General features: G+C 58.6%; 23 protein-coding genes, 1 tRNA gene and 1 pseudogene. 7 read left to right on the top strand and 18 right to left on the bottom strand.

The features are described 5' to 3' along the window. The 8 genes from SIC17_RS00415 to kynA are packed head-to-tail and all read right to left on the bottom strand — an operon-like array spanning window position 1 to window position 9,143. Complete coding sequence (locus SIC17_RS00415) at window positions 1-816, bottom strand: enoyl-CoA hydratase family protein (protein ID WP_412546050.1); 816 nt, start codon at window positions 814-816, stop codon at window positions 1-3. Further along, window positions 806-1,291 carry a MarR family winged helix-turn-helix transcriptional regulator gene (locus tag SIC17_RS00410; protein ID WP_412546049.1) on the bottom strand — a complete coding sequence of 162 codons (486 nt, stop codon included), beginning with the start codon at window positions 1,289-1,291 and terminating at the stop codon, window positions 806-808. Before SIC17_RS00410 ends, SIC17_RS00415 begins: the two co-directional genes overlap by 11 nt. Continuing rightward, entirely contained in the window at window positions 1,291-2,049 is a 759-nt protein-coding gene (locus tag SIC17_RS00405; RefSeq protein ID WP_291895421.1) for an SDR family NAD(P)-dependent oxidoreductase, read from the bottom strand. Before SIC17_RS00405 ends, SIC17_RS00410 begins: the two co-directional genes overlap by 1 nt. Beyond that, window positions 2,046-4,340, bottom strand: coding sequence for a bifunctional salicylyl-CoA 5-hydroxylase/oxidoreductase (locus SIC17_RS00400; RefSeq protein WP_412546048.1), 2,295 nt, complete (start codon window positions 4,338-4,340; stop codon window positions 2,046-2,048). Before SIC17_RS00400 ends, SIC17_RS00405 begins: the two co-directional genes overlap by 4 nt. Further along, complete coding sequence (locus SIC17_RS00395) at window positions 4,340-6,427, bottom strand: 3-hydroxyacyl-CoA dehydrogenase NAD-binding domain-containing protein (RefSeq protein WP_412546047.1); 2,088 nt, start codon at window positions 6,425-6,427, stop codon at window positions 4,340-4,342. Before SIC17_RS00395 ends, SIC17_RS00400 begins: the two co-directional genes overlap by 1 nt. A 6-nt stretch (window positions 6,428-6,433) precedes the next feature. Continuing rightward, on the bottom strand, window positions 6,434-7,663 hold the full coding sequence (gene kynU / locus SIC17_RS00390; protein WP_412546046.1) for a kynureninase: 1,230 nt from the start codon (window positions 7,661-7,663) through the stop codon (window positions 6,434-6,436). 1 nt (window position 7,664) lies between these two features. Next, window positions 7,665-8,291, bottom strand: a complete 627-nt coding sequence (kynB, locus tag SIC17_RS00385) for an arylformamidase (protein WP_291895416.1) — start codon at window positions 8,289-8,291, stop codon at window positions 7,665-7,667. 3 nt (window positions 8,292-8,294) lie between these two features. Further along, window positions 8,295-9,143 (bottom strand): tryptophan 2,3-dioxygenase, encoded by an 849-nt coding sequence (gene kynA, locus SIC17_RS00380; protein WP_366940121.1) that lies wholly within the window; start codon window positions 9,141-9,143, stop codon window positions 8,295-8,297. A 111-nt stretch (window positions 9,144-9,254) separates the two neighbouring features. On the opposite strand from kynA, the gene SIC17_RS00375 reads away from it, so the two are divergent. Continuing rightward, window positions 9,255-9,839 (top strand): HupE/UreJ family protein, encoded by a 585-nt coding sequence (locus tag SIC17_RS00375; RefSeq protein WP_412546045.1) that lies wholly within the window; start codon window positions 9,255-9,257, stop codon window positions 9,837-9,839. Window positions 9,840-9,848: 9 nt separating this feature from the next. Here SIC17_RS00375 and SIC17_RS00370 read toward each other — a convergent pair whose 3' ends face one another. The 3 genes and pseudogenes from SIC17_RS00370 to SIC17_RS00360 form a co-directional block, all read right to left on the bottom strand. Further along, window positions 9,849-10,733 carry a sterol desaturase family protein gene (locus tag SIC17_RS00370; protein ID WP_412546044.1) on the bottom strand — a complete coding sequence of 295 codons (885 nt, stop codon included), beginning with the start codon at window positions 10,731-10,733 and terminating at the stop codon, window positions 9,849-9,851. Continuing rightward, the gene (locus tag SIC17_RS00365; protein WP_412546952.1) at window positions 10,730-11,113 is read right to left on the bottom strand and encodes a hypothetical protein; all 384 of its coding nucleotides are present in this window, start codon (window positions 11,111-11,113) and stop codon (window positions 10,730-10,732) included. The genes SIC17_RS00370 and SIC17_RS00365 overlap by 4 nt, the downstream gene beginning before the upstream one ends. 63 nt (window positions 11,114-11,176) lie before the next feature. Further along, window positions 11,177-11,248: pseudogene (locus SIC17_RS00360) on the bottom strand (hypothetical protein); the annotation flags it as partial. A gap of 290 nt (window positions 11,249-11,538) precedes the next feature. On the opposite strand from SIC17_RS00360, the gene SIC17_RS00355 reads away from it, so the two are divergent. Next, complete coding sequence (locus tag SIC17_RS00355) at window positions 11,539-12,300, top strand: HupE/UreJ family protein (protein WP_412546043.1); 762 nt, start codon at window positions 11,539-11,541, stop codon at window positions 12,298-12,300. A 205-nt stretch (window positions 12,301-12,505) separates the two neighbouring features. Here the strand turns inward: SIC17_RS00355 and SIC17_RS00350 are convergent, their stop codons facing one another. The 4 genes from SIC17_RS00350 to SIC17_RS00335 form a co-directional block, all read right to left on the bottom strand. After that, complete coding sequence (locus SIC17_RS00350; RefSeq protein ID WP_412546042.1) at window positions 12,506-14,530, bottom strand: M3 family metallopeptidase; 2,025 nt, start codon at window positions 14,528-14,530, stop codon at window positions 12,506-12,508. A gap of 171 nt (window positions 14,531-14,701) precedes the next feature. Further along, window positions 14,702-16,567 carry a M2 family metallopeptidase gene (locus SIC17_RS00345; protein ID WP_412546041.1) on the bottom strand — a complete coding sequence of 622 codons (1,866 nt, stop codon included), beginning with the start codon at window positions 16,565-16,567 and terminating at the stop codon, window positions 14,702-14,704. Between the two features lie 274 nt (window positions 16,568-16,841). Then, window positions 16,842-17,252: a BLUF domain-containing protein gene (locus SIC17_RS00340; RefSeq protein ID WP_291895408.1), complete on the bottom strand. Its 411-nt coding sequence runs from the start codon at window positions 17,250-17,252 to the stop codon at window positions 16,842-16,844. Between the two features lie 74 nt (window positions 17,253-17,326). Further along, window positions 17,327-18,448: a M14-type cytosolic carboxypeptidase gene (locus SIC17_RS00335; RefSeq protein WP_412546040.1), complete on the bottom strand. Its 1,122-nt coding sequence runs from the start codon at window positions 18,446-18,448 to the stop codon at window positions 17,327-17,329. Window positions 18,449-18,592: 144 nt separating this feature from the next. Between SIC17_RS00335 and SIC17_RS00330 the strand changes: the two genes are divergently transcribed. Continuing rightward, window positions 18,593-19,081, top strand: coding sequence for a hypothetical protein (locus SIC17_RS00330; RefSeq protein ID WP_291895405.1), 489 nt, complete (start codon window positions 18,593-18,595; stop codon window positions 19,079-19,081). A 5-nt stretch (window positions 19,082-19,086) separates the two neighbouring features. Next, window positions 19,087-19,950, top strand: coding sequence for an alpha/beta fold hydrolase (locus SIC17_RS00325; protein WP_412546039.1), 864 nt, complete (start codon window positions 19,087-19,089; stop codon window positions 19,948-19,950). On the opposite strand, the gene SIC17_RS00320 is transcribed toward SIC17_RS00325, so the two are convergent. Then, window positions 19,923-20,600, bottom strand: coding sequence for a sulfite oxidase heme-binding subunit YedZ (locus SIC17_RS00320; RefSeq protein ID WP_412546038.1), 678 nt, complete (start codon window positions 20,598-20,600; stop codon window positions 19,923-19,925). The two genes, SIC17_RS00325 and SIC17_RS00320, sit on opposite strands and share 28 nt — an antisense overlap. Beyond that, complete coding sequence (msrP, locus tag SIC17_RS00315) at window positions 20,600-21,565, bottom strand: protein-methionine-sulfoxide reductase catalytic subunit MsrP (RefSeq protein WP_412546037.1); 966 nt, start codon at window positions 21,563-21,565, stop codon at window positions 20,600-20,602. Before msrP ends, SIC17_RS00320 begins: the two co-directional genes overlap by 1 nt. Before the next feature lie 196 nt (window positions 21,566-21,761). Between msrP and SIC17_RS00310 the strand changes: the two genes are divergently transcribed. Both SIC17_RS00310 and SIC17_RS00305 read left to right on the top strand, forming a co-directional pair. Next, window positions 21,762-22,145 carry a hypothetical protein gene (locus SIC17_RS00310; protein WP_291895397.1) on the top strand — a complete coding sequence of 128 codons (384 nt, stop codon included), beginning with the start codon at window positions 21,762-21,764 and terminating at the stop codon, window positions 22,143-22,145. 221 nt (window positions 22,146-22,366) lie between these two features. Further along, entirely contained in the window at window positions 22,367-22,948 is a 582-nt protein-coding gene (locus SIC17_RS00305; RefSeq protein ID WP_412546036.1) for a hypothetical protein, read from the top strand. Here SIC17_RS00305 and SIC17_RS00300 read toward each other — a convergent pair. After that, window positions 22,949-23,036, bottom strand: a tRNA-Ser gene (locus SIC17_RS00300). It lies immediately after the preceding gene. 125 nt (window positions 23,037-23,161) lie between these two features. Between SIC17_RS00300 and SIC17_RS00295 the strand changes: the two genes are divergently transcribed. Then, window positions 23,162-24,052 (top strand): septal ring lytic transglycosylase RlpA family protein, encoded by an 891-nt coding sequence (locus tag SIC17_RS00295; protein ID WP_412546035.1) that lies wholly within the window; start codon window positions 23,162-23,164, stop codon window positions 24,050-24,052. The last annotated feature ends 88 nt before the right edge of the window (window positions 24,053-24,140 follow it).

Here is a 24,140-nt window from a genome sequence, read left to right as displayed (position 1 = left end):
TCAGTCGCCCTCGAAAACCGGTTTTTCCTTGGCCACGAAGGCACGATAGGCGCGTTCGAAGTCCTTGGTCTTCATGCAGATCGCCTGGGCCTGGGCTTCCGCCTCGATGGCCGTGTGCAGGCTCATATCCCACTCTGTGTTGAGCTGGTTCTTGGTCATGGCATTGGCAAAGGTCGGGCCTGTACGGATGCGTTTTGCCCAGTCCAGCGCCTTTTCCATCAATGCATCGGGTTCGACGATCGAATTGAAGAAGCCCCAACGTTCGCCTTCTTCCGCGCTCATCGAGCGACCGAAATAGAGCAGTTCGGACGCGCGGCCCTGGCCGATGATGCGCGGCAGGATCGCGCAGGCGCCCATATCACAGCCCGCCAGGCCCACACGGTTGAACAGGAATGCGGTCTTGGAACGCGGTGTTGAAATGCGCAGGTCAGAGGACATGGCGATAATCGCACCTGCCCCAACACAGATACCATCGATGGCGGCGATTATGGGTTGCGGGCAGTCCCGCATCGCCTTGACGAGATCGCCGGTCATGCGAGTGAAATCGAGCAATCCAGGCATATCCATCTGGACCAGCGGTCCGATGATTTCGTGCACATCACCGCCGGAACAGAAATTCTCGCCGGCACCGGAAAAGACCAGCACCTTCACATCCGGCACATAGCAGAGGTCACGCAGGAAATCGCGCAGCTCGGCATAACTCTCGAAAGTCAGCGGATTCTTGCGTTCAGGGCGATTGAGGGTGATGCGGCCAATGCCGTCCTCGAACTGCCAGAGGAAGTGTTCAGGTGTGTAGTTTGCTGGATCAAGGCGCACGGTGGTCTCCGGACTTGAAACGGGGTGAATGCAGGATGTGGTCGAGATTTTCGCTGAGTGCCTCGGCAATGTCGGCCGGTACGGCGTTCAGCAGTTCATCAACCCAGGCGGCATGAGCCGTGGCGATTTGGGCAAAACATTCGCGGCCCTTTTCGGTGGTTTCGATGTGATAGCTGCGGCGATCGTTGGGCAGAGGCGTGCGGGTCACCCAATCATCCTCGACCAGACGCGTGATCAGGCCGGTGACATTGCCGTTGCTTACCAAAAGGCGCTCGGAGAGCTGGCCCATGGTCAACGGGCCATCCGCGCGTTCCAGGGCAGACATCAGGTCAAACCGAGCCAGGCTGACGTTGTACTCACGGGTCAGGCGAGCGCGGATCTCGCGTTCAATCAGGCCGACCGTACGATAGAGACGCAGCCAGAGGCGAAGATGTTGTTGCGGAGCCGCGGGGGTATGAGTTGCCGCGAGCGACACTAGATTGCGCCGCCGGCTATCATGATGGCTTGACCGGAAACGGACGCGCTGAGTGGAGAGCAAAGCCAGGTGACCATTTCCGCAACTTCCTCGGGCCGGATCAGACGCCCCTGGGGGTTGTTCTTCGTTAGTTCGGCCAGGGCCTCGTCGCGGGAACGGCCGGTCTTCTCCATGATGTTGGCGACGGAATTGTCGACAATCGCTGTGTCTACATAACCCGGGCAGACCGCGTTCACGGTCATGTTGGTCTTTGCATATTCCAGCGACAGGGACTTGGTCAGGCCGACGACAGCGTGTTTTGAGGCGACATAGGGACCAATATAGGCGCCACCACGCAGACCTGCGATCGAGGCGATGTTGACGATCCGCGCATAGTCGGAACGCATCATTTCGCCGATAACAGCCTGGGTGCAGCGAAACAGGCCTTCGACATTAACGGCCTGGATGCGCCGCCACTCTTCCAGCGAGGTCTTGTGGAAGGCGGATGCTGCAGCGATACCGGCATTGTTGACGAGGATGTCCACCGGGCCATCTGCCATGGCAGAACCAAAGGCCTGGGCGACGCTGGCATCATCGGTGACATCGACCTTGATCGCCTTTGCGCCATCGATTTCAGCAGCGGCGGCTTCGAGACGTTCCAGATTGCGGGCCATCAGAATGACCCTGGCGCCCTGGGCAGCGAGACCCTTGGCACAGGCGACACCGATACCGGTTCCGCCACCTGTGATGACGGCTGTGCGTCCGTTTAGCGTGCTCATGCGCGTTGCTCCATTTCCTGGGCTTTTTTGAGATTGCGGCCAAGCTGTTCAAAGCCGGCGACATAGGGGTTGGGTGCGGTAACGCCGCGATAACCGAGTTCCGCGGCGGCGCGCAGAGTCCAGTTCGGGTCCGCCAGATGCGGGCGGGCGAGGGCGACCAGGTCGGCCCGGCCGGCCGCGAGGATCGAATTGACGTGATCGGGTTCAAAGATATTGCCAACCGCCATGGTGGCGCAGCCAAGTGTGTTGCGGATCTGATCAGAGAACGGTGTCTGGAACATGCGTCCGTAGACCGGACGTGCGAGCGGGCTGGTCTGGCCGGCAGACACATCGATCAGATCGGCGCCAGCCTCTATAAAGGCCTGGGAAATACGCACCGTGTCATCGCCGGTAATGCCGTCTTCACCGAGCCAGTCAGTGGCTGACAGACGGATCGCCATCGGCTTGTCTGATGGCCAGACATTGCGCATCGCTTCAAAGACTTCCAGCGGAAACTTGATTCGATTGTCGAGCGATCCGCCGTATTCGTCGGTGCGCTGGTTTGAGATTGGTGTGATGAAGCTGGAGAGCAGATAGCCGTGGGCACAGTGAAGCTCGACCAGATCGAAACCGGCCTCCAGAGCGCGCCTTGTCGCTGCAACAAAATCCGCCTTGACGGCATGCATGTCGGCACGGGTCATCTCTCGCGGGATCTGGTTGCCGTCTGACCAGGCGATCGGAGAGGGGGCGATGATCTCCCAGTTTCCGCTTTCGAGCGGCAGGTCATAGCCTTCCCAGCCGATACGGGTGGAGCCCTTGCGACCGGCATGACTGAGCTGGATAGCCATTTTGGCGCTGCTGCGGCTGTGGGCGAAGTCGGTGATTTCACGCCAAGCCGCAACATGTTCATCGGTGTAGAGTCCGGCGCAGCCCGGCGTGATGCGCGCGTCGGCGCTGACATCCGTCATTTCGGTATAGACCAGTCCGGCCCCTCCCATGCAGCGAGCGCCATAGTGAGCCTTGTGGAAAGCGTTGGGCGTTCCTTCCGCAGCGGAATACATGCACATGGGTGAAACCACGACGCGGTTTTCCAGCCGCATGTCGCGCAGCTCGAATGGCGCAAACATTGGCGGGCGCGACGGGGTGTCGGCTTTTTTTGTGGCCGTTTTGGCAAACCAGCTCTCTACGCTGCCGAGCCATTTCTCGTCACGCAGGCGAAGGTTCTCGTGGCTGATGCGCTGGGAGCGGGTGAGCAGGGAATAGGCAAACTGCTTGGGTTCGAAACCGAGATAGCGGTCGAGATGTTCGAACCATTCGGTGGAATTGCGCGCTGCGCTCTGGAGTTTGAGAACCTCGACCTTTCGCGCTTCCTGGTAGTCATGTAGGCCTTCGGCGAGCGGTTTCTCGGTCGAGGTCAGAACGTCCGCCAGCATGATGGCGTCCTCGAATGCCAGCTTTGTGCCTGAACCAATCGAGAAGTGGGCCGTGTGAGCTGCGTCACCCAGCAGGATCACATTGTCATGGATCCAGGTCTCACACAGAACACGCGGGAAATTCAGCCAGGCCGAGCCGCGCAGATGGCGGGCATTAGACATGAGCTCATTACCGTCCAGCCAGTCCGCAAAGAGCGCTTCGCACTTGCGACAGGTCTCCTCCTTGTCGAGCTGGTCAAACCCCAGCTTTTCCCAGGTCTCCGGTTCGCATTCCACGATGAAGGTCGAGGTTTCGTCGTCAAAACGATAGGCGTGCGCCCAGACCCATCCATGTTCGGTTTCGGTGAAGATGAAGGTGAAGGCCTCAAACACCTTGTTTGTGCCAAGCCAGATGAACTTGTTCTGACGAACCTCGATATCCGGCTTGAAAACATCGGCGTAGGTGTTGCGGATCTTCGAGTTGAGGCCGTCTGAGGCGATGATGATGTCGGCGTCGGAGAATTGATCCAGACCCGGTTCGATCTCGACTTCGAAGTGCAGATTGATGTCCAGCTCACGAGCCCTGTCCTGGAGTATGTTCAGCAGGTGCTTGCGCCCGATGCCGCAGAACCCGTGCCCCGTAGACGTCTCGACACTGCCACCGAAATGCACGTCGATATCATCCCAGTGGGCAAGACTGTCGCCAATGGATGCTGCGCTGATCGGGTCATTGCCTTCCAGGTTTTCCATGGTCTGATCGGAAAAGACCACGCCCCAGCCAAAAGTGTCCCCTGGCTTGTTACGCTCATAGACGTCGATCTCGCAATCGGGATCGCGCAGCTTCATGGAAATTGCGAAGTAGAGGCCGGCGGGACCACCGCCCAGGCAAGCAATCTTCATCACGCGGCTCCTGTGTTGATTTCATGAGCGGAAAGGCGACCACCCGTTTCCGCAAGCCGGACCAGCAGATCCGAAGGTGTCCACCAGCGCGCTCCGAAGCGTTCGGCATTGGAACGAATACCGGCAAGTACCTTGTCTAGGCCGATCGTGTCGGCGTGGAACATCGGACCACCGCGATAACGCGGGAAGCCGTAGCCATTGGCGTAGACCACGTCGACATCACTGCCACGCCACGCGATCCCTTCGTCGAGGATTTTCGCACCTTCGTTGATCAGCGCGAGCATGCAGCGATCGACGATCTCACCATCATCTACCTCACGCAGAGTGACGCCCTGTTCCGAGCGTGCCGTGGCCAGAATTTCGTCAAGTGCTTCGTCATCCAGCGGTGCGCGATTGCCCCTTTCATAGCGATAGAAGCCCGCGCCGGTTTTCTGGCCCTTGCGCCCCATCTCGACCAGACGGTCATGGATGAGAAAAGCCCGCTGCTCAAAACTCTCCGGGTCAAGCTTCTGCCGGTTCATGTAGCCGATATCGAGGCCCGCCATATCACCCATGGTGAAGGGCCCCATCGGCATGCCGAAATCGGTGAGGGCCTTGTCGATCTGGCGGTGTGAAGCCCCCTCCAGAAGCATCAGCCCGGCCTCGCGCCCGTAGCAGGACAGCATGCGATTGCCGATGAAGCCATGGCAAACACCGGAAACTGCCGCGACCTTGCGCATACGCTTGCCCAGCAACATGGCAGTGGCCAGGACGGACGGATCCGTCTTCGCGCCACGCACAACCTCGAGAAGTCGCATGATGTGCGCGGGTGAGAAAAAATGGAGGCCCAGAACGCGTTCTGGATTGGGGACGCGATCTGCTATCGCGTCTACATCGAGATAGGATGTGTTGGTTGCCAGGATGGCCTTCTCGCTCACCGCTTCCGTCAACTGGGCGAAGACCTTGTGCTTGATTTCGATATCTTCGAACACGGCCTCGATGACGATTTCACAGTCCGAAAGGTCTGCGTACTTCGTGGTGGCGGTCAGACGCTGCAGAACTGCCGAGCAGGCAGTTTCACTCAACCGCCCCTTGGCAACGTCATTCTGGAAAATGCCCTTGATGCGATTGTAACCGGCCTGCAGGGCCTGGTCTGACATGTCCAGCAGCTTGACAGACAGGCCCGCAGAAAGGAGCGAAGCGGCTATGCCGACTCCCATTGTGCCACTGCCGATGACGGCCGCGCGTTCGAGTTTGCGGGGCTCTGCAGCGACGCCGGGAAGTTTGGCGGATTTACGCTCGGCGAAGAAGAGATGGCGCATGGCAGCGGACTGCGTGTCCGACATGCGCTCAACGAACAGTTCGCGCTCCTTTTTCAAGCCGGCCTGGATGTCCAGCGTGCCACTGGCTTCGACGGCATCGATTGCCGCGAGCGGGGCCTTTTGACCGCGCTGGCGTTTGCCCGCATGGGCGCGCCAGTGGTCCAGCGCCGACTGATCTTGCTCAGGATTGGGAAGCGCACCTGTGGAGCGTTTGTCGTTGCGGGTTTTGCTTTTCGCAAAATCAAGCGCGGAGCTGGCAAGGTCATCGCTTGCAATTGCATCGGCGATCCCGGCTTCCAGGGCCTTGGCCGCTGTGATTGGTTTGCCCTGGCTGGCCATTTCCAGGCTAAGTGCCATACCAGCAATACGGGGCAGACGTTGCGTGCCGCCCGCGCCGGGGATCAGACCCAGATTGACCTCGGGAAGCCCGGCTTTTGCACGCGCATCCATCACCCGGTAATCACAGCCCAGAGCGATCTCCAGACCGCCACCCAGCGCCTGGCCGTGAATAGCTGCAACAACTGGGAAGGGCGCGTTTTCCAGGGCTGAGATCGCGTCAGCGAGGCTGGGCGCCTGGGGCGGTTTGCCGAACTCGGAGATATCTGCGCCTGAAAAGAAGGTTCGTCCGGCACATTGCAATACCGCAGCATTCGTACTCGCCGGTGCCGAGTTGAGTGCGCTTACTATGCCCTCGCGAACGGAATGCGAGAGTGCGTTGACCGGCGGGTGATCGATGGTGATGACCAGGACAGAACCGGTTTTTCGGGTGGAAACAGGGCTCATCATCGTCTCCTAGGTCACGGCGGCGCGGACGGTATATTTCTCGTCCTTCCAGCTATTCGTGTTCATCACATCGGCGAGCTCGGAAACCGCCGTCCAGACATCGCTGTAGCGGGTGTAGAGCGGGGTGAAGCCGAACCGCAGGATGTCCGGAGCACGGAAATCACCAATGACGCCGCGATCGATCAGCGCCTGCATGATCGCGTATCCGTCGCGATGACGGATCGACACCTGGCTGCCTCTGTGTTCAGCGACACGCGGTGAGGCCAGTTCGAAACCGGACGTGTTTTCCTCAACCAGCTTGATAAAGAGGTCGCCCAGCATTTGTGATTTCCTGCGCAGGGCGGCCATGTCGACGTCCGCGAAGATATCCAGCCCGACTTCCAGCGCACACATGCCGAGAATCCCCGGAGTGCCGCACAGAAACCGGTCAATGCCCTTGCCGGCATCGTAGCGGTCGTCGAAGGCGAACGGCGCCGCATGGCCCATCCATCCGGAAAGCGCGGGCATGACCTTGCCCTGATGACGCTCTGCCACATAGATGAAGGCGGGCGCACCAGGGCCGCCATTGAGGTATTTATAGCCACACCCGACGGCGAAATCGGCGTTGCAGGCATCCAGCTCGACAGGCAGGGCTCCGGCGGAATGGCTGAGATCCCAGATCACCAGGGCGTCAACGTCGTGGGCGCGGCGTGTAACCTCTGCCATGTCCCAGAGCGCACCGGTCTTGTAATGCGTCTGGGTGAGGAGCAGGGCGGCAACATCCCCCTTTGTGAGACGCTCCAGAATTTGCGAACGTTCGACCAGCTCGGCACTGAGCTGACGACCGGAGGCGCTCGCAAGCCCCTCCATCATGTAGGCGTCTGTCGGAAAATTCCCGGTCTCGGAAAGCAAAGCCGACTTGTCAGAGTTGAGTTGAGAAGCTGCAGACAGTGCCTTGAATACGTTTACGGATGTGGAATCGGCTGCAACGACCTGACCGGGCGCCGCGCCGATCAGGCTTCCGATCTTGTCACCCAGGCGACGGGGCGCATTGATCCAGTCATTGCTGTTCCAGGAGCGAATGAGATCCTGGCCCCACTGGCGGTGGATCATGTCGCTCATCGCGTCAGGCGTCGCCTTGGGCAGGACACCCAGCGAATTACCGTCCAGATAGATCACGCCATCAGGAATGGTGAACAGGTCGCGCATCTCGCGCAGCGGATCGGTGGCATCAAGCGCGTTGATCTCGTCGAGGGTCATCTCAGAGTTCTCTCAAAATCGCGCGAACGGGCGAGGCGTCCGCATTGATGATGGGCAGGGGCAGGGCGATCAGCTCGTATCGTCCGTCCGGTACGCCGTCGAAGACGAGGCCTTCCAGAATGCGCATGTCATGCCGTTTGACAGCGTGATGCGCGTCGAGCGTCTTGGATGTTTCCGGATCAAGCGAGGCAGCGTCGGTGCCGATCAGCTTGCAGCCGGCAGCAGCCAGTCGTTCGACTGTTGACGCATTGATGGCACGGAAATCACTGTCCCAGCTGTCGTGCGGGAAATACTCATAAGTTCGCACCAGAACCCGTGCATGGGCGCCGATCTTGTCCCAGTCAACATCGTCTGGCGTCACATCGACACCGGAACCGCCCGCGGTGACCAGCACACATTCCCCCAGGTAGGGCTCCAGCGAAACCGAGGCGATATCTGTGCCATCACGGTCATAATGCTCCGGCGCATCCGCATGGGCACCGGAGTGCGTGGACAGGGTCAGGCGGGAGACCTTGACGGGGCACTCGTCGGAAATCACCCAGTTGTCTTCGCGTTGGAAAGCGGTGTCACCGGGCCAGACAGGCAGCTCGGCGCGGAGCGGTTGTGATATGTCCCAGAGATGTTTCATGGATCAGAGCAGCGTCCGCACGGTCCAGATTTCCGGGAAGAAACGAAGATCCAGGGCCCTGACCAGATAGCCCACACCGGCTGTGCCGCCAGTGCCCTTGCGGAAGCCGATGATACGCTCGACAGTTTTCATGTGATTGAAACGCCATTGCTGGAACTTGTGCTCGACGTCGACGAGTTTCTCGCCGAGTTCATAGGCTTCCCAGTGTTTCTCGCTGTTAGCGTAGATCTCGCGCCAGACCGCCTCGACCTGTTCGCTCGCCTCGTAGGCTTCGCTCCAGTCACGCTCCAGCCGGTCCTTCGGAACCTCGTATCCCTTGCGGGCGAGGAAGGCGAGCGTCTCATCCCAGATGCTGGGCTTGGTCAGTGCTTCGGTGACCATGGCGTGGGCAACCGGATTATCCTTGTGCACGCGCGCCATGGCGGCGTTCTTGTTGCCCAGGCGGAATTCGATTGTGCGATATTGATAGGACTGGAAACCCGAGCTGTGGCCCAGCTTGTCGCGGAAAACCAGGTAATCAGCAGGGGTCATGGTCGCCAGAACCGACCAGGCCTCGATCAGTTGTTCCTGGGTGCGCGACACCCGCGTCAGCATCTTCAGCGCCGGTCCGACCTCGTTCTGCGCAATACGGCGGGAGGCAGCCTCAATCTCGTGGATCACCAGCTTCATCCACAATTCGGCGACCTGGTGGATGACGATGAACAACATCTCGTCATGCTCGCCGGTCAGCAACTCCTGCTGGGACAGGATGGTGTCCAGACGGAGATACTTGCCGTAGGACATGTCGTCCTTGAAATCCCAATGAATATCTTCATCAGAGACATCGACTTGCGAGGAGAAGGTGTCGGTCATATTCATGCCTGCGAAATCGACATCGCCGGAGTGCGAGTCGGAGATAATTTAGAACTAAAATAATTTCGCGTGATGACATCGATCCGTCAAGCGCGATCAGGGGTGAGTGCTATGCTGGATGCTGTGGAACAGACTGTTTGGGACGTGATTTGGCTTTATCTCAACCTGGGTTACGAGCACATCCTGCCGCTGGGCCTGGACCATATTCTTTTTGTCCTGGCGCTTTTTCTGGCATCATCAAAATGGAAGGACCTGATCTGGCAGGTCTCCGCTTTCACCCTGGCCCACACGATCACGCTGGCTCTGGCCACGTTGGGCCATGTCAGCCTACCGGGCAGTATAGTCGAGCCGATAATCGCGCTGTCCATCGCCTTCGTGGCGATCGAGAACATCGTCTTCAAGGATGTCCAGAAATGGCGCCCCGCGCTGGTTTTCGCCTTCGGGCTCTTTCACGGCTTGGGGTTCGCGGGCGTATTGGGTGAGCTGGGCTTGCCGGAAGGCGATCTGGCAGCCGCGCTTATCAGCTTCAATGTCGGGGTTGAGCTGGGGCAATTGTCGATCCTGGCCATGGCGTGGATCGCCGTGTTCTGGTGGCGCGAGAAGCCTGCCTATAATTATCTCCGTCTGGGGGGCACTGGTCTCATCGCGCTGATGGCGCTGTGGTGGACGATCGAACGCGTGTTTCTGGGAGGCTAGGGGAGCCGGCTATTCAGCCGGCCCTTCCATCTGACGCTTGGCAGAGCCATTTTCAGGCGCCCATCCGGGTCGCTTCGAAAGATACCCCCACCATTCTCCGGCATTGCGGGCCGAGCCGAGGTCCCTGAAGAGGCCCGGAAGTTCCGAGAACCAGACGGCCAGCGGATTGACGCTGTTAAAGTCGCGCGCCAGGCCGTAGTGCGGGGTTTCCTCTTCGCGCTGATAGGTGCCGAAGATGCGGTCCCAGATGATCAGGATGCCGCCGTAATTCCTGTCGATATACTTGTCGTCACAGCCGTGGTGGACCCGGTGATTGGCGGGTGTGTTCAGGATGCCGTCCAGCACGCCCAGCTTGCCGACCAATTCGGTGTGGATCCAGGTCTGATAGGCCTGCACCACGACGATCGAGAAGAAGACGACGCCTGGATGAAAGCCCATGAACAGCATGGGCAGATGGAAGATCGCTGATGTCAGGCTCTCAAACGGCCCGAAGCGGATCGCCACGCTGATGTTCATGAAGCGAGAAGAGTGATGCACGGCATGCTGGGTCCACAACAGACGGATTTCATGCGCCATTCGGTGTTCCCAATAATAGGTGAAGTCGGCGACCAGGAGCGCGAGAACCACGCTCCATAGCGTCACTGGAATATCCCAGCTGACGAAGTTCGCATTGATGGCGACAAAGCCGAGATACACAAATCCCATAGCGAATATTTCGAAGGCCAGATAGGGAATCTGGGTCGAGATATTGGCGATCATGTCCAGCAGGGTCCGGCCGGTCATCTTCTTCGTGAAGACACCGGTCACCAGCTCGATCAGCAGGATGGCTGCGCCGAGAAGGAAGAAAGCATCATCAATTTGGCTGCCCAGATACTCAATTGCATCACCGTTCATGATTTCGCTCCTACACCCTTGATGAGGCTGTTCCAGGCGAGTTCGCTGGCCTGGTTCAGGGTTGTTTCCTCGGCACGCATGCTTTCCCAGCCGGCCATGATCGCGGCGTCGTACATGCGCTCGATCCAGCTTGTTGGAATGGCAGGGTCGAACAGTCCTTCCCCGCGAGCCGCGTCGATCAGATCGCGCGTTTCCTCAGCCTGGCGCGCAATTTCATTTTTCAGCTCTGCATCATCCTCGAGCCCAAAATGTGCGAGAAAGCCGTGGCGATCACCGAGAGGGATGAGGGCGTCCAGAATATTCTTGAGAGCGGCAGAATAGCTAGGCGCGTGTTCTGCCGCGCTTTCCGCAGCCTCGTCCATCTCTTCATAAGCGCGCATGGCAAGCTCCCGCAGAAGCTCGTCCCTGCAAGTAAAGTGACGGTGCAATGTGGCTCTCCCGACACCGGCGTGTTCAGCGATGCGGGACAGAGAGCTTGATGGCTCGGCTGACAAAAGTCGAAAACCGGCTTCCATAATAGCATTTTTGGCGGTGGGTCTGATTGGATCATTCATGAGACAATCATGTCTCATTTGATGTTGTTGGGTCACATTAAATTTGAGCAACTCGTCGAGGCGTTCTAGTGAACGAAAGCCAGCAGGGTCGGTTTTCGTATAATTTTCCGCTGCTTGCTTTGGTTTCGAATGGTTCCGGCAGCGGCATCCCCAAGTGTAGTGGATACTCCAAATAACTGTGCTCCCGTTATAAGGTAACGCGGAGTTTCCACCGCGCTTCGGCGGCGCGCGACCACCCTTCGGAGGCATGAATGCCAAGAATTTTTGTGCTCAGCTCCCTCGTTCTGATGCTTGGACTGATGGTGCTGGGCGCGGCAACTGCCTGGGCGCACCCCGATGACGAAATCTGTCGGCTGGACCCGGATCTCTGTGCGGCACTGGAAAGCATGGACAGCGAGTTGCCTTCTGGAGAAGCCGCACTGGGTTTCGACGTCACGCTGGAACGCGGCCTGTGGGAGACGATAGCGCTTTACGTGAAGCTGGGGTTTGAGCACATCCTCCCCAAGGGGTTGGATCATATCTTGTTCGTGTGCGCGCTGTTTTTCGCCTCTACACGTCTGAAACCGCTGGTGCTGCAGGTTTCGAGCTTCACGATCGCGCATACGATCACGTTGGGGTTGGCGATTTCAGGACTGATTGTCGTGCCGGGCCAAATCGTCGAGCCGATCATCGCGCTTTCGATAGCTTTTGTGGCTGTCGAGAACATTCTTTTCAAGGACATGCAGAAATGGCGCCCCTTGGTGGTCTTCGGCTTCGGGCTGTTTCACGGGCTGGGTTTTGCCGGCGTGTTATCTGAGCTCGGATTGCCTGGAAGTGCGCTGGTTCCCGCGCTGGTGAGTTTCAACGTCGGGGTTGAACTGGGACAGCTGACCATCATCGCAGCAATGTATTTTGCCCTGCGTTGGTTTTTCGAACAGGACTGGTATCGCAGCTGGCTGGTTCGCGGCGCCAACGGTGCCATCGCATTGATGGCCATCTGGTGGACCATCGAGCGCGTCTTTCTCGGCGGATAATAAAAAAAACCCCGGCTCGATGAACCGGGGCTTTTCTCGGATAGCGGTGACAGCTTACTCGCTTTCGCTCTCGATCAGACCACGACCTTCGAGCAGCGGCTCGATGGTTGGTTCCTGACCGCGGAAAGAGACGTAGAGATCCAGGGCTGGGCGGATGCCGCCGGCGCCATAGACGTTCTCGCGCAGACGCTGGGCATAGGTCTCGTCATACAGACCGTTTTTCGCGGAACGGAATAAATCCGTCAGCGTCCAGCAGGTTTGACCAGATATAGGCGTAATAACCGGCAGAATAACCACCCGCGAAGATGTGTGAGAAGTACGTCGAGCGATAACGCGGCGCGATCTCTTCCATCATGCCGATATCATCGAGCACTCGGGTCTCGAACTCCAGCGCGTCTTCCGGAATCTCCTCCGGGCTCAACGAGTGCCAGGCGAGATCGAGCAGCGAAGCGGCCATGTATTCCGTGGTTGCGAAACCCTGGTTGAAGGTGGCTGCTGCCTGCAGGCGTTCCATCAGCTCGTCCGGAATGGTCTCACCGGTTTCAGCGTGGGTGAAGAATTCACGCATGACTTCCGGAGCGGCCGCCCAGTGTTCATAGATCTGGGCTGGGAATTCGGTGTAGTCGCGCGGACCGGTGACACCGGAAATGCGCGGATAGCGTTGCTCGGACAGAAGGCCGTGCAGGGCGTGGCCGAATTCGTGGAAGAGGGTGGAGACCTCGTTGAAACTCATCAGCGCCGGATCACCTTCTGCCGGCGGCGAGAGGTTGAGGTAATTGCCTACGACCGGGCGCTGGTTTTCACCATCGATATTCTGCTGCCCGCGGAAGCTGTTCATCCACGCACCGCCACGCTTGGTCGGGCGGGCGAAGAAGTCACCGTAGAAGACGCCGACATGGGTGCCGTCCGCTTCGCGAACTTCCCAGACTTCAACGCCGTCGATGAAGACCTGCGCGTCCTCGACCGGATGGAAGGTCAGGCCCCAGAGACGGTTGGCAACTTCGAACGCAGCATTGCGAACATTCTCGAGCACGAAGTACTGGCGAACCTCTTCCTCATTGAGAGAGTAACGCGCCTGGCGAACCTTTTCGGAATAATACCACCAGTCCCAGGCCGCGAGCTGGAAGTCGCCGCCTTCCGCATCGATCATGGCCTGCATGTCGTCACGCTCTTCGCGTGCGCGGGCCAAGGCCGGCTCCCAGATCTGGTTGAGGAAATCGGAGAGATTGTCCGGGTTCTGCGCCATGCGTGTTTCAAGCTGGTAGGACGCGTGATTTGCATAACCGAGCAACTCGGCGCGTTCAGCACGCAGGCGAGCGATCTCGATCGCTTCTTCCTGATTGTCGCTGTCACCGCCGGCGAAGCCACGCATGACATAGCCGTTGTAGATATCCTCACGCAGCTCTCGGTTTTCCGCGAAGGTCAGGAAAGGCGTGATGGAGGAGCGGGAGGTCGTGAAGACCCAGGAGTTCTCATATCCACGGCGAGCAGCTTCGCGGGCACCGGCAGCGCGGATCCCATCCGGCAGGCCGGCCAGATCAGCCTCGTCGGTGATGACCAGCTCATAGCCATTGTTTTCTGCCAGCAGATTCTGGCCATAGGCGACCGTCAGTCCGGAAATCTGAGTGTTCAGCTCGGCCAGGCGTTCCTTGGCGGCGTCGTTCAGCAGGGCGCCGGCGCGGACAAAGTCACGGTGATAGAGTTCGAGAACCCGCATCTGGTCTGCATCCAGACCCAGGCTGTCGCGCGTCTCGTAGAGCGTGTTGATGCGTTCCCACAGCCGCCCGTCCAGGGAGATGTCATTGCCCAGTGCGGAGAATTGCGAGGAATATTCCCGGGACAGCGTCTGGATGGTCTCATTGGTGTGTGCGCTGGCAAGCGCGAAGAAGACTGACTGCACACGCGACAGGGACGAACCGAGACGCTCCATGGCGATAATCGTGTTCTCATAGGTCGGAGCGTCAGCGTTTTCGACGATGGCAGCGAATTCCGCGCGGGACTCAGCAATGCCAGCGTCGAATGCCGGTGCAAAATGCTCGTTTTCAATGCGGTCAAAAGGCGGCGTGCCGAACGGTGTATCCCACCGGTCTTCCAGGAAGGGATTGCTGGCGACATTGACGTCGGCTGCAACTTCGCTGCTGGCGTCCGCATTGGCGGACGTTTCGGCATCGGTTCCGGTGTTGACCTGGCCGCAAGCGGTCAGGAGCGCCAGGCTGGCGACGCTAGCCATGAATACTGGTTTCAAAGTTTCACCCCAATAGACAAGCGAACGGCCCGGCACATTGCGGCGTTTGGCAAGGTCCGGAATCCGATCGGAGAAATGATCGCAAACCTAACGTTACACTATAACGCGCGCAATGTGTCGAGCCGTCTGTGACTCAATCTTAATGCGTCGGAGAGATTACCAGCCGCAGGAACGACCTTCGTTTTCCTCTCGCAGATGGTCCATCAATGGCTGGAAATAGGCCGTGATTGCAGAGCCATCCATCTGACGGGTGCCGGTAAAGGCTTCCAGCGCATCCGGCCAGGGCTGGGATGCGCCCAGCTCCATCATGGCGTTGAAGCGTTCACCGACTTCCTCGTTTCCATAGATCGAACACCGGTGCAGCGGGCCTTCCCAGCCCGCCATTTCACAGGCGGCCTGATGGAACTGGAATTGCAGGATATGGCTAAGGAAATAACGCAAATACGGCACGTTGTTGGCGATGTGGTATTTTGAACCCGGGTCGAACGCGTCTGCCGGGCGCTCCACCGGCGGGGTGATGCCCTGATAGCTGTTTCTGAGCTCCCACCAGGCAGAGTTATATTCGTCCGGCTGAATCTCGCCACGCAGCACGCGCCAGCGCCACTGGTCCATCATTACCGCGAAGGGCAGGAAGGCAATCTTGTCGAGCGCCGTATCCATCAACAGGCTCAGATCCGCGTCCGCACCCGGCATGTCGGCTTCATTGAGCAGGCCAATCTGGACCAGATATTCCGGCGTCACGGAAAGTGCGATGAAATCGCCGATTGCTTCATGGAAACCGTCATTGGCGCCGGTCTGGAACAGGAGGTCCTGGTGGTTATAGGCGCGCTGGTAGAAGTTGTGGCCGAGCTCGTGGTGAACCGTCACGAAATCAGTGCCATTGACGAGCGTACACATCTTGATACGCAGATCATCGACGCTGTCGAGGTTCCAGGCCGAAGCGTGACAGGCCACCTGGCGGTCCCGGGGCTGGGTGATCAGCGAACGCTCCCAGAAGGTTTCCGGAAGCGGCTCCAGGCCCAGTGACGTAAAGAAGGTCTCGGCCACTTCAACCATCTGGTGGGCCGTGTAGCCGTTGTTGACCAGAAGGTCGTCGAGATTGTAGGCGGATTCACCCGAACCCACACCGGCGACATCGCTGAGTGAGCCCCAGCCCTGTGCCCACATATTCCCCAGGAGGTCCGCGCGGATCGCACCGGTGGCAGGCTGAACCTCGTCGCCATAAAGCTCGTTCAGGTTCGAGCGGACGTGACAGTGAAGTTCCTCGTAGAACGGCGCGACCTGGCCCCAGAGGCGTTCAACCTCGGCTTCCATCTCGTCAGCCGGCATGTCGTAATTGGACAGCCACATCTGTGCGAGATTGTCATATCCCAGATCGCGGGCGCCCTGATTGGCGATCTCGACCATTTCGGAATAGTCCTGCGCCATGGCTTCGGGATCATAGGCCTCGCGCCAGCCATTCCAGACATGGGCCAGGAATTCCGGATCGCGGCTGGTCCGCATGATGTTTTCAAGCTCGTTGTGATCGACCATCTCATCGTCGATTTCCATCAGGCCGGAGGAGTAGGACGAGCCCATGCGTGTGGTCAGCTCTGACATGCGCGCTGCCGCAGCCGGGTCATTGGGCGAGGGCAGGGTGATGCCGGCCCGAAGCGCTGTCAATTTTCGCTCGAGCGAAGCGGGAAGATCCAGATCAGCATATTGACCGGCTTCGGTCGCATACCGCACGGACATCGCGGTGGACTGGGCGCCCATGCGCTGCAGCAACCAGTTGGTGTCATGAGTGATAAAATTGTTCTGAACCCAGGCAGTGCGCGCAGCAAACTCGCCGAACTCGCGGAACTCGGCTTCAGCCCCCTCCACAAAGGCCTCCGCATCCGCAACGGTCAGCGGTGCATCGCTGCTTGTGGTCGATGGGCCAGCCTGTGTGCCCGCATCACCCTCATTCGCGCCCTGGTAAAAATAGATGCCAGCGCCCATCAGCAGGGCGCCAGAAGCGACGCCCATCAACAAACGGCCCATGATTGTTCCCCTCAGAAACCGAAAATACGCCGATCATCCTCGCCGAGTTTGCGTAAGCGTCAAGTCAATCGCTGGTGATAGCCGTCGTGTCAGGTGATCCTGTTAGGCGGACAGGCCAGACCCGGATGAGATCGCAGGGACGCTTCCAGAGTGCAGATTGCAAGCTCGATGCGAGCCGGGCGGACATTTCATGCAGGAATATGATCCGCACGGTATCGGCCGCGTCCAGGCTATCTGGATGCACCAGAATGACCTTCGAGCTGCAGGAGTGACCCTAGTGCCCGAGCAACTGTCCCTCGGCGAGGACGTGGAGCAGGGAGCGGGCGCTCATTTTTTCCGGTATCAGCTGGTTATGACCGGAGTATTTCGTGATCAGGTCCCGATTTTCCTGGGTGTCAGCGAAATAGGCCATTCGCCATTTGTGGAACAGTCGGCTGTCGACCATCTCACATGAAGCGAGCTCGATGTCCGTGTGACGTTCGTCCGCCGCAATACGGTGATAGGTTTCGCTGACCGCATGACGTCCGCCCTCCAGCACCTGAACGAAATAATCGCCGTCAAACCACAGTGCACCGGTGATATTATTCTTGCTGTTCTGTTCGCGGGCCGAGGCCAGGATCTGATCGAGATCCATGCCCAGGCCCTGGGATGCTCGAGAGAAGTAAAGCAGGCGAGTGAGATACATGCGAAAGCTCCATCAAGTCGCCTCATGCTTCCCGATGCGCGCGATTCTCACAAGCAAAATTCGCCTAATACGTGTCAGACGTCATCAATAACCGCCAACATGGCATCAAGGTTGGCGGCGCCGAGTTTACGGCAACGCTCGGGTGACCATCCGGCAAATACATCTGGCAGATCGGCATTATCCTTGAACGGCATTTCCAGCGTCATCGCGAGGCAGCCGAACGTGTTTGCCATATAGTTGGTACAGATGGACAGATCTGCCGTTCCCGGCGCATCTACGTCATAGCCGTGCAAAGTCTGGAAATCCGGGGAAATGGCCTCGAGCGCGACCTTGTAGGCGTCCAGCTTGTATTGGTCGTCAGCCGTGAAATTCGGTGCGCCTTCCCCGCCGGCGATGAAGTTGTAGGGAAGCCCCTCGTCGCCATGCACATCCAGGTGCAGGTCAACTCCCGTCGCTCGGATCCGTTCGAGGACGAAAAAGACCTCTGGAGAGTTCTCTGGTGACGCCTTGTCCCATTCGCGATTGAGATTGATACCCTTGGCATTGGTGCGCAGGTGCCCGCGACGACTGCCATCGGGATTCATGTTCGGCACCATGTGGAAACGCGCGAGGCTGAGGAGTTTTCGTGCGACCGGGTCGTCCTGATCAAGAAGACGATTGAGGAAACCCTCCATCCACCACTCGGCCATGGTTTCGCCCGGATGCTGTCGGGCCGTGATCCAGATCGTTTTTTCGCCATTGCCCACACTGAGACAATCCAGGCTCTGGCCGTCGAGCGTTTCGCCAAGTACTTCTAAATCAACACCCGGGTAGGTTTGGGCCCAGGCTATCAGATCCTGATGGCGTTCCATGGAATAGGGGGCAAAATAGGCATACCAGACCGTGTCCAGTTCCGGGGCATGGCTTAGAGTCAGGACGCCGTTTTCATAAGAGGTGTCGATGCGGAACCATGTTTCGCGATCATAAGACGCGCACGCCTGATAATCTTTCCAGCCGTCCAGATAGGCTGCATCACCGGCATTGGTGATCGCCATTGAAAGCGCCTGGCCCTTGGCGCCGCTCACCCGGTAGTGGAACCACTGGAAGAAGTCGGAGCCGTTATCCTTGCAGATCTCAAGTTCGATCGCCCCGCCTTGATCAACGGAAACGACATCAATATTGCCACTGTCGAAGGCGGAATTGATCTTGATTGTCATGCGGCTCTCCCTAACCTTGCAGATGTCTGGCGCAATTCGGGCCGGTTTCCAACCGTTCGATCACGGTCCACGCCGCGGAATGTGAAAAGACCGGAGCCCGCGGAGGCGATAGGAAACAGGCGATTGCCACGGGAAGGGGCTGACATGAAACTGACAACGATTATCCGCACGGTACTGAGTGTTTTCGTATCCATCATCTTTCTTGATTCCCTGCGCTTCAAATTCACAGACGCGCCGGAGACGCAGGAAATATTCGGCCGGCTGGATGCCTGGGCCGGCACGCTCGGCGCGCCCGGGCTGTTCGGACATAGCGGCCTGTTCAGCCAGTACATGATCGGAGGGGCGGAGCTTGTTGCATCTGCCTGCGTGCTGATTGGCCTGTTGCCGGGGCTTCGTCGTTTTCAGGCCCTGGGCGCGCTTCTTGGCATTTCCATCATGAGCGGTGCCATCAGTTTCCACCTGTTCACGCCCCTGGGTATCGATCCCAACAATGATGGTGGTGGCCTGTTCATGGCGGCGGTCGGCGTCTGGTTTTCTTGCCTCGTCCTGGTGGTCTGGAACCGGCGTGAATTGGCGGCGTTACTCGGAGATTTCATCGCAGCGCTCGTTCGCGATGATCGTTATCGTTCCTGATGGCCTTGGAGCGCAAACGTGTCGAGGTCGACGATGGCGATCTGAGCGTCTTGATTGCACGTCGGCCCTCTGCACCCCGCTTGATCTTCGGCCACGCCAATGGTTTCAACGCGGGCACGTACCGATTGTTCCTGTCAGAGCTGGCCGATCAATTTGAAATCATTGCCCCGGACTTGAGGGGGCATGGTCTGTCGCAAGTGCCTGTCGAGCCGGGAAACTTGCGTGATTGGCAGGTTTTTGGTCGTGATCTGGCGCTTGCCTGCCACGACAGCTCAACGCGACCCACACTGTTCGTCGGACACTCAATGGGGTCCGTCTGCGGACTATTGGCGGCGGCCTGGCACGGTTTGCGGGTGGATCGATTTGCCCTGATCGAGCCAATTTTCATGCCATCATGGTTTTATGCCATTCCTCACATTCCCGGAGGGGCGTGGGCGTATCGCTACAACCCGATGTCCACGGCAGCTCGGAAGCGGCGTTCGCTATGGGGCAGCCGCTCGGAGGCAATTGCCCATTATAAGGAGAAACCTCTGTTCGAGCGGTGGCAGCCGGGCGTTTTGGAGGATTATCTGGACACCGGCGTTATCGAGCACGATGAATCAGCAAGCCTCGCCTGCGCACCTGAATGGGAGGCCGCGATTTTCGCGTCGCACGGTCATAACCCTTGGAGCGCGCTGCGCGAACTCCATGCACCCGTTTCCATTCTGAAATCAGTGCGAAGAGGGTCGACAGTCTATCCGGTCTGGCGCCTGCGTCGTCACGGACTCGACCCTGATCTGACCCAGGCAAGCCATTTGGCTCCGATGGAAGACCCCATCGGATGCGCTGACTGGGTTCGCGCTCAGGCCGCGGACCTGTTACGGGCTTGAACCTTTCGAAGCCGATGCACGATCCGATACACCAGAAGGATGCCCAGGACACCGCCGTGGACCCATGGCCCCAGCTGATGCCCCTTCACCATGAAGCCATAGTGGAAGACGGCCAGCACCGCGATCGGATAAACGGCGAGGTGCAGGCGCTGCCAGAGATGCGCCCCCAAAGCGCGGATCGAGCTGTTGAACGATGTCAGCGCGAGCGGAACCAGACCGATAACGGCAAACATGCCCAGCGTGATATAGATCCGCTCAACCACATCATTCCACAGCCCTGCAAACATGCCGGGCACGTTGCCCTGCGCAGCAACCAGCAGGTCGAGCCCCATGTAGGCCAGCAAGTGCAATAATGCGTACCAGAACGCCGCCAGACCGACACGGCGGCGAATTTTCATGACCGTTGTCCACTGCGTGAGATCGCGGAACGGCGTGATGGCCAGCGACAGAATCAGGATTCTCAGGGCGGTATCGCCCAGAAAACGGTGTGTGGTCTCGATCGGGTTGTAGCCGAGCGCGTGCTCTGCGCCTGTGAGCAGCGCCCACCATTGCCAGCCAAGCCATAAACCAGGCAAGGCAAGCAACCAGAAACTCAGCGGTTTGAGCCAGTCGCGCCCGAACCGTTTGAGGAGGTCGGCTCGTGTTGTCATCAATGCTGCTCGATCAGATCCATTCCAGCATACATGGACGCGACCTGGTCCTCATAACCGTTGAACATCTCCGTCTCCCGACGTGCCAGCAGGCCACCGCCGATAATGCGTTCGCTGGACTGGCTCCAACGCGGGTGGGCGCGGTTCGGATTCACATTGGAATAAAATCCGTACTCATTTGGTGCTGACTGGTTCCAGGAAGTCGCGGGCTCTTCAGACGTAAATCGGATTTTCGCGACGGATTTTATGGATTTATAGCCATACTTCCACGGAACAACGAGACGGATCGGTGCCCCGTTCTGCTTGGGCAGAACCTCGCCATAAAGCCCCACAGCCAGGAAGGCGAGTTCGTTGCGAGCTTCATCAAGACGCAAGCCTTCCACATAGGGCCAGTCCAGCACACGCAGGCGAGTGCCACGCATCTCGTTACGGTTGAGATAGGTCTCGAACTGCACATATCGCGCGTCGTTGCTCGGCCGCAATCGCTCTATGATCGATGCCAACGGCACACCGACCCACGGAATCACCATGGACCAGGCTTCAACACAACGCAGGCGGTATACGCGCTCTTCCAGCGCGTCGAAATCAACAAGATCCTGCAAGGAGTATTCGCGGGGTTCATCGGTCAGTCCTGAAACCTCAATGTTCCAGGGTGATGTTGTCATAGCGGACGCATAACGTGCCGGATCGCCCTTATCCAGGCCGAACTCATAGAAATTATTGTAGCCCGTAACGGCTTCGTACGGGGTCAGATCGTCACTGACCTGCCAGTTGGTCTCTTGCGCGGCCAGCGCGCCTTCAGTTGGCATCTGGCGGGCCGAGGCCGATCCCTGGCCACACCCGGCAAGCGCTGTGACGCCAAGGGCACCCGCGGCCTTCATGATTTGACGACGGTTGAGAAAAGCCGGTTTTGGCGTGACCAGCTCGTTGGACAATTGCCAGATTTCATTCTTGCGACGGATCATGATGGCTCCGGTTTGTATCGTGCCTCCAGACATAGCCCGCCAATCTGATTTGTCTTCCCCAACCAACGCGCTCGTGATCGAGAATTCAGCTTTGTGAGATGACGTGATCGTCCGCCGACAGTTGTTTTTTAAAACTCTTCAGTCTTGCCTCGCTGTGTCATTGGCCGGCGCTTGTTGCCATGAAAAGAAGTTCGGGATGAGTGACGGAGAATTCGGACACCGCCTTGGGGAAGACCGCACAACAGGTGTTCTGATCCAGGAAATTTGGGGCAAGACGACGCCTGAGGGGTTGGGAGAAGCCGCTGCCGCCCTGGGCGAGGCGTGCATACGGCTCCGTTCGACACGCATCCTGATGCTCGTTTCCCGGAGTGACGCCCAATTCACACCGGCCCAGTTCATCTCCATGTTCGAGGCGTTCATGACCGCATTTCCGAGCGTTCGCCGGATCGCCTACGTTCTCGACGTGTCATCCCATGATACCGAACAAATGCTTCTGGGAACGCTCGCCTGGCGACATCAGATCAAAGTGGGTTTCCACGATGATGAGAAAGCCGCTCTGGCCTGGTTGGGTCGAGGCTAGGTCAGTCTCTTCGAGAAACAATTTGGCAGAGAATCATGTCTTCATGCTGCCCGCTGAGGAAGTTGCCATGGGGCCAAGAACTCAGCTCTGCATGGCCGTGATGACCGCAGCGGCGTTGTCATGCGCCGCTTAAGGCCAGGATTTCTGGCACGCCGAAAACATACAGATCCTGCGCGGTGAAGACTACGAGCTTGGATCAACTGATCGCACGATCTTCACAGTTGAACACGCCAGTCGCTGGTCCGGAGGCGATTTCTTCCTGTTCACCGATTTTTTTGTTCAACGAAGATGGCAGCATCGGCGCATACGGCGAAATCACGCCGCGTTTCTCGTTTGAGAATCTGTTTGATATCGATTTCGGCGACGGCCTGGTGCGTGACGTCTATTTCACCCTGAATTACGAACGCGGGGAGCAGGGGCTGGAGCGTTATCTGGGAGGAATTTCAGCAGATCTAGATCTGCCAGGTTTCTTCTTTTTCAAGGTGATGGCCCTGCACCGGGATGATCCGGCACGGCCTGGCAGCACCGAACAGCTGACGCTGGCCTGGAACCGCCCGGTGATGATCGGCAATACACGCCTCTTGTTCGAAGGCTTCTCTGACCTGGCTGGCGGAGAGAGCACCGGCGTGGCCAATACGCTGATTGTGCCACGAGTGCTGGTCAATCTGGGCTCGCTGAGCGGGGAGCCAGGAAATCTCTGGGCCGGAATTGAATGGCAGTACTGGGACAACAAGTTCGGTGTGGATGGTGTGACCGAAAGCGTTGTGCAGCTGCAACTGAAATGGGTTCCCGACTGGGGTTAGTGGCGGAGGGGGAGGGATTCGAACCCCCGGAACCTCTCGGCTCAACGGTTTTCAAGACCGCCGCAATCGACCACTCTGCCACCCCTCCGATAGCCCCAATTACCCGGCTTTCGGTGCGAATGGCAACTATCTTGATGCAGCTTACGGAGCTTTCACCATTTCGGCGATATTCTCCGGTTAGAATGACGTCTTCCAGATACGGGATGGTATGTCTTGCGTGCGCTGAGAGTTTTTCTGGTTCTGGCCTGCACCGTTATGGCGGCGGCCTGTTCTTCCACACCGAGCAATCTGCGGTCTTTTGACAGCAGTGCCGAACGCCTTGCGAGACCTCTCTCCAGGACTGAAACACGATCCCTGATCGCACGCTCCAGCGATCACCAGAAAGTCGGCAACCCCTATGTCGTCGCAGGTGAGCGCTATGTCCCACGCCGGGATGATGACTATGACGAGATTGGCATCGGCTCCTGGTATGGCCCAACCTTCCACGGCCGAGCGACCGCCAATGGTGAGGTTTTTGACCAGCATCTGATGACCGCTGCGCACACAACGCTGCCGATCCCCTCGATCGCCGAAGTGACCAATCTTGAAAATGGCCGCAGCGTTATCGTGCGCATCAATGACCGGGGTCCGTTTGTTGATGATCGCATAATCGATCTGTCACGCGCTGCCGCGGAAGAACTGGATTATCGCTCACGTGGTCTGGCCCGCGTCCGTGTTCGTTATCTTGGTCCCGCTCATGCAGGCGCGGAACCTCCTGCGCGTACGCATTCTTCCAATGGTGAGCCGGCGCAGGCTGTCCCAACACGGGCACCAACACCGGCTCCGGCTCATGCGGCAACGGCTGCATCTCAACAGTCACAGATTGCCGGGCAGGGGCGTTTCACCGTTCAGCTCGGTGCTTTTGGCATGCGGGCGAATGCGGAAAATCTTCGTGCCCGTGTCGCCGATCTCGGGGATGCCTGGGTTGAAGAAACCCACGGCAATGGGCGCACGCTTTATCGTGTGTATCTGGGGCGTTGGGCGAGTGAACAGGCCGCCGTCGATGCGGCACGTCAGCTCAGTTCCTACGGGATATACGACAGCCGCATCGTTACCATCGGCTGACAATTCACGAAAATGCCCTGTTTGAACGCTGGACCTGACCGGGTCCACACGCTTGAATGCGCTTCACGTCAGTCATCCACGAATCGTC

Source organism: Maricaulis sp. MIT060901 (genome assembly GCF_047123815.1).
Taxonomy (GTDB): Bacteria; Pseudomonadota; Alphaproteobacteria; order Caulobacterales; family Maricaulaceae; genus Maricaulis.
The sequence above is the reverse complement of the archived record's forward strand: the minus strand, read 5'-3'. Positions and strand labels throughout refer to the sequence as shown.

What these genes read in the sequence shown, in the direction of transcription:
- SIC17_RS00405 (WP_291895421.1), bottom strand. Translation starts at nt 2,049, where the DNA reads ATGAGCACGCTAAACGGACGCACAGCCGTCATCACAGGTGGCGGAACC.
- SIC17_RS00400 (WP_412546048.1), bottom strand. Translation starts at nt 4,340, where the DNA reads ATGAAGATTGCTTGCCTGGGCGGTGGTCCCGCCGGCCTCTACTTCGCA.
- SIC17_RS00395 (WP_412546047.1), bottom strand. Translation starts at nt 6,427, where the DNA reads ATGATGAGCCCTGTTTCCACCCGAAAAACCGGTTCTGTCCTGGTCATC.
- kynU (WP_412546046.1), bottom strand. Translation starts at nt 7,663, where the DNA reads ATGACCCTCGACGAGATCAACGCGCTTGATGCCACCGATCCGCTGCGC.
- kynB (WP_291895416.1), bottom strand. Translation starts at nt 8,291, where the DNA reads ATGAAACATCTCTGGGACATATCACAACCGCTCCGCGCCGAGCTGCCT.
- kynA (WP_366940121.1), bottom strand. Translation starts at nt 9,143, where the DNA reads ATGACCGACACCTTCTCCTCGCAAGTCGATGTCTCTGATGAAGATATT.
- SIC17_RS00375 (WP_412546045.1), top strand. Translation starts at nt 9,255, where the DNA reads ATGCTGGATGCTGTGGAACAGACTGTTTGGGACGTGATTTGGCTTTAT.
- SIC17_RS00370 (WP_412546044.1), bottom strand. Translation starts at nt 10,733, where the DNA reads ATGAACGGTGATGCAATTGAGTATCTGGGCAGCCAAATTGATGATGCT.
- SIC17_RS00365 (WP_412546952.1), bottom strand. Translation starts at nt 11,113, where the DNA reads ATGCGCGCTTATGAAGAGATGGACGAGGCTGCGGAAAGCGCGGCAGAA.
- SIC17_RS00355 (WP_412546043.1), top strand. Translation starts at nt 11,539, where the DNA reads ATGCCAAGAATTTTTGTGCTCAGCTCCCTCGTTCTGATGCTTGGACTG.
- SIC17_RS00350 (WP_412546042.1), bottom strand. Translation starts at nt 14,530, where the DNA reads ATGGCTAGCGTCGCCAGCCTGGCGCTCCTGACCGCTTGCGGCCAGGTC.
- SIC17_RS00345 (WP_412546041.1), bottom strand. Translation starts at nt 16,567, where the DNA reads ATGGGCCGTTTGTTGATGGGCGTCGCTTCTGGCGCCCTGCTGATGGGC.
- SIC17_RS00340 (WP_291895408.1), bottom strand. Translation starts at nt 17,252, where the DNA reads ATGTATCTCACTCGCCTGCTTTACTTCTCTCGAGCATCCCAGGGCCTG.
- SIC17_RS00335 (WP_412546040.1), bottom strand. Translation starts at nt 18,448, where the DNA reads ATGACAATCAAGATCAATTCCGCCTTCGACAGTGGCAATATTGATGTC.
- SIC17_RS00330 (WP_291895405.1), top strand. Translation starts at nt 18,593, where the DNA reads ATGAAACTGACAACGATTATCCGCACGGTACTGAGTGTTTTCGTATCC.
- SIC17_RS00320 (WP_412546038.1), bottom strand. Translation starts at nt 20,600, where the DNA reads ATGACAACACGAGCCGACCTCCTCAAACGGTTCGGGCGCGACTGGCTC.
- msrP (WP_412546037.1), bottom strand. Translation starts at nt 21,565, where the DNA reads ATGATCCGTCGCAAGAATGAAATCTGGCAATTGTCCAACGAGCTGGTC.
- SIC17_RS00310 (WP_291895397.1), top strand. Translation starts at nt 21,762, where the DNA reads ATGAGTGACGGAGAATTCGGACACCGCCTTGGGGAAGACCGCACAACA.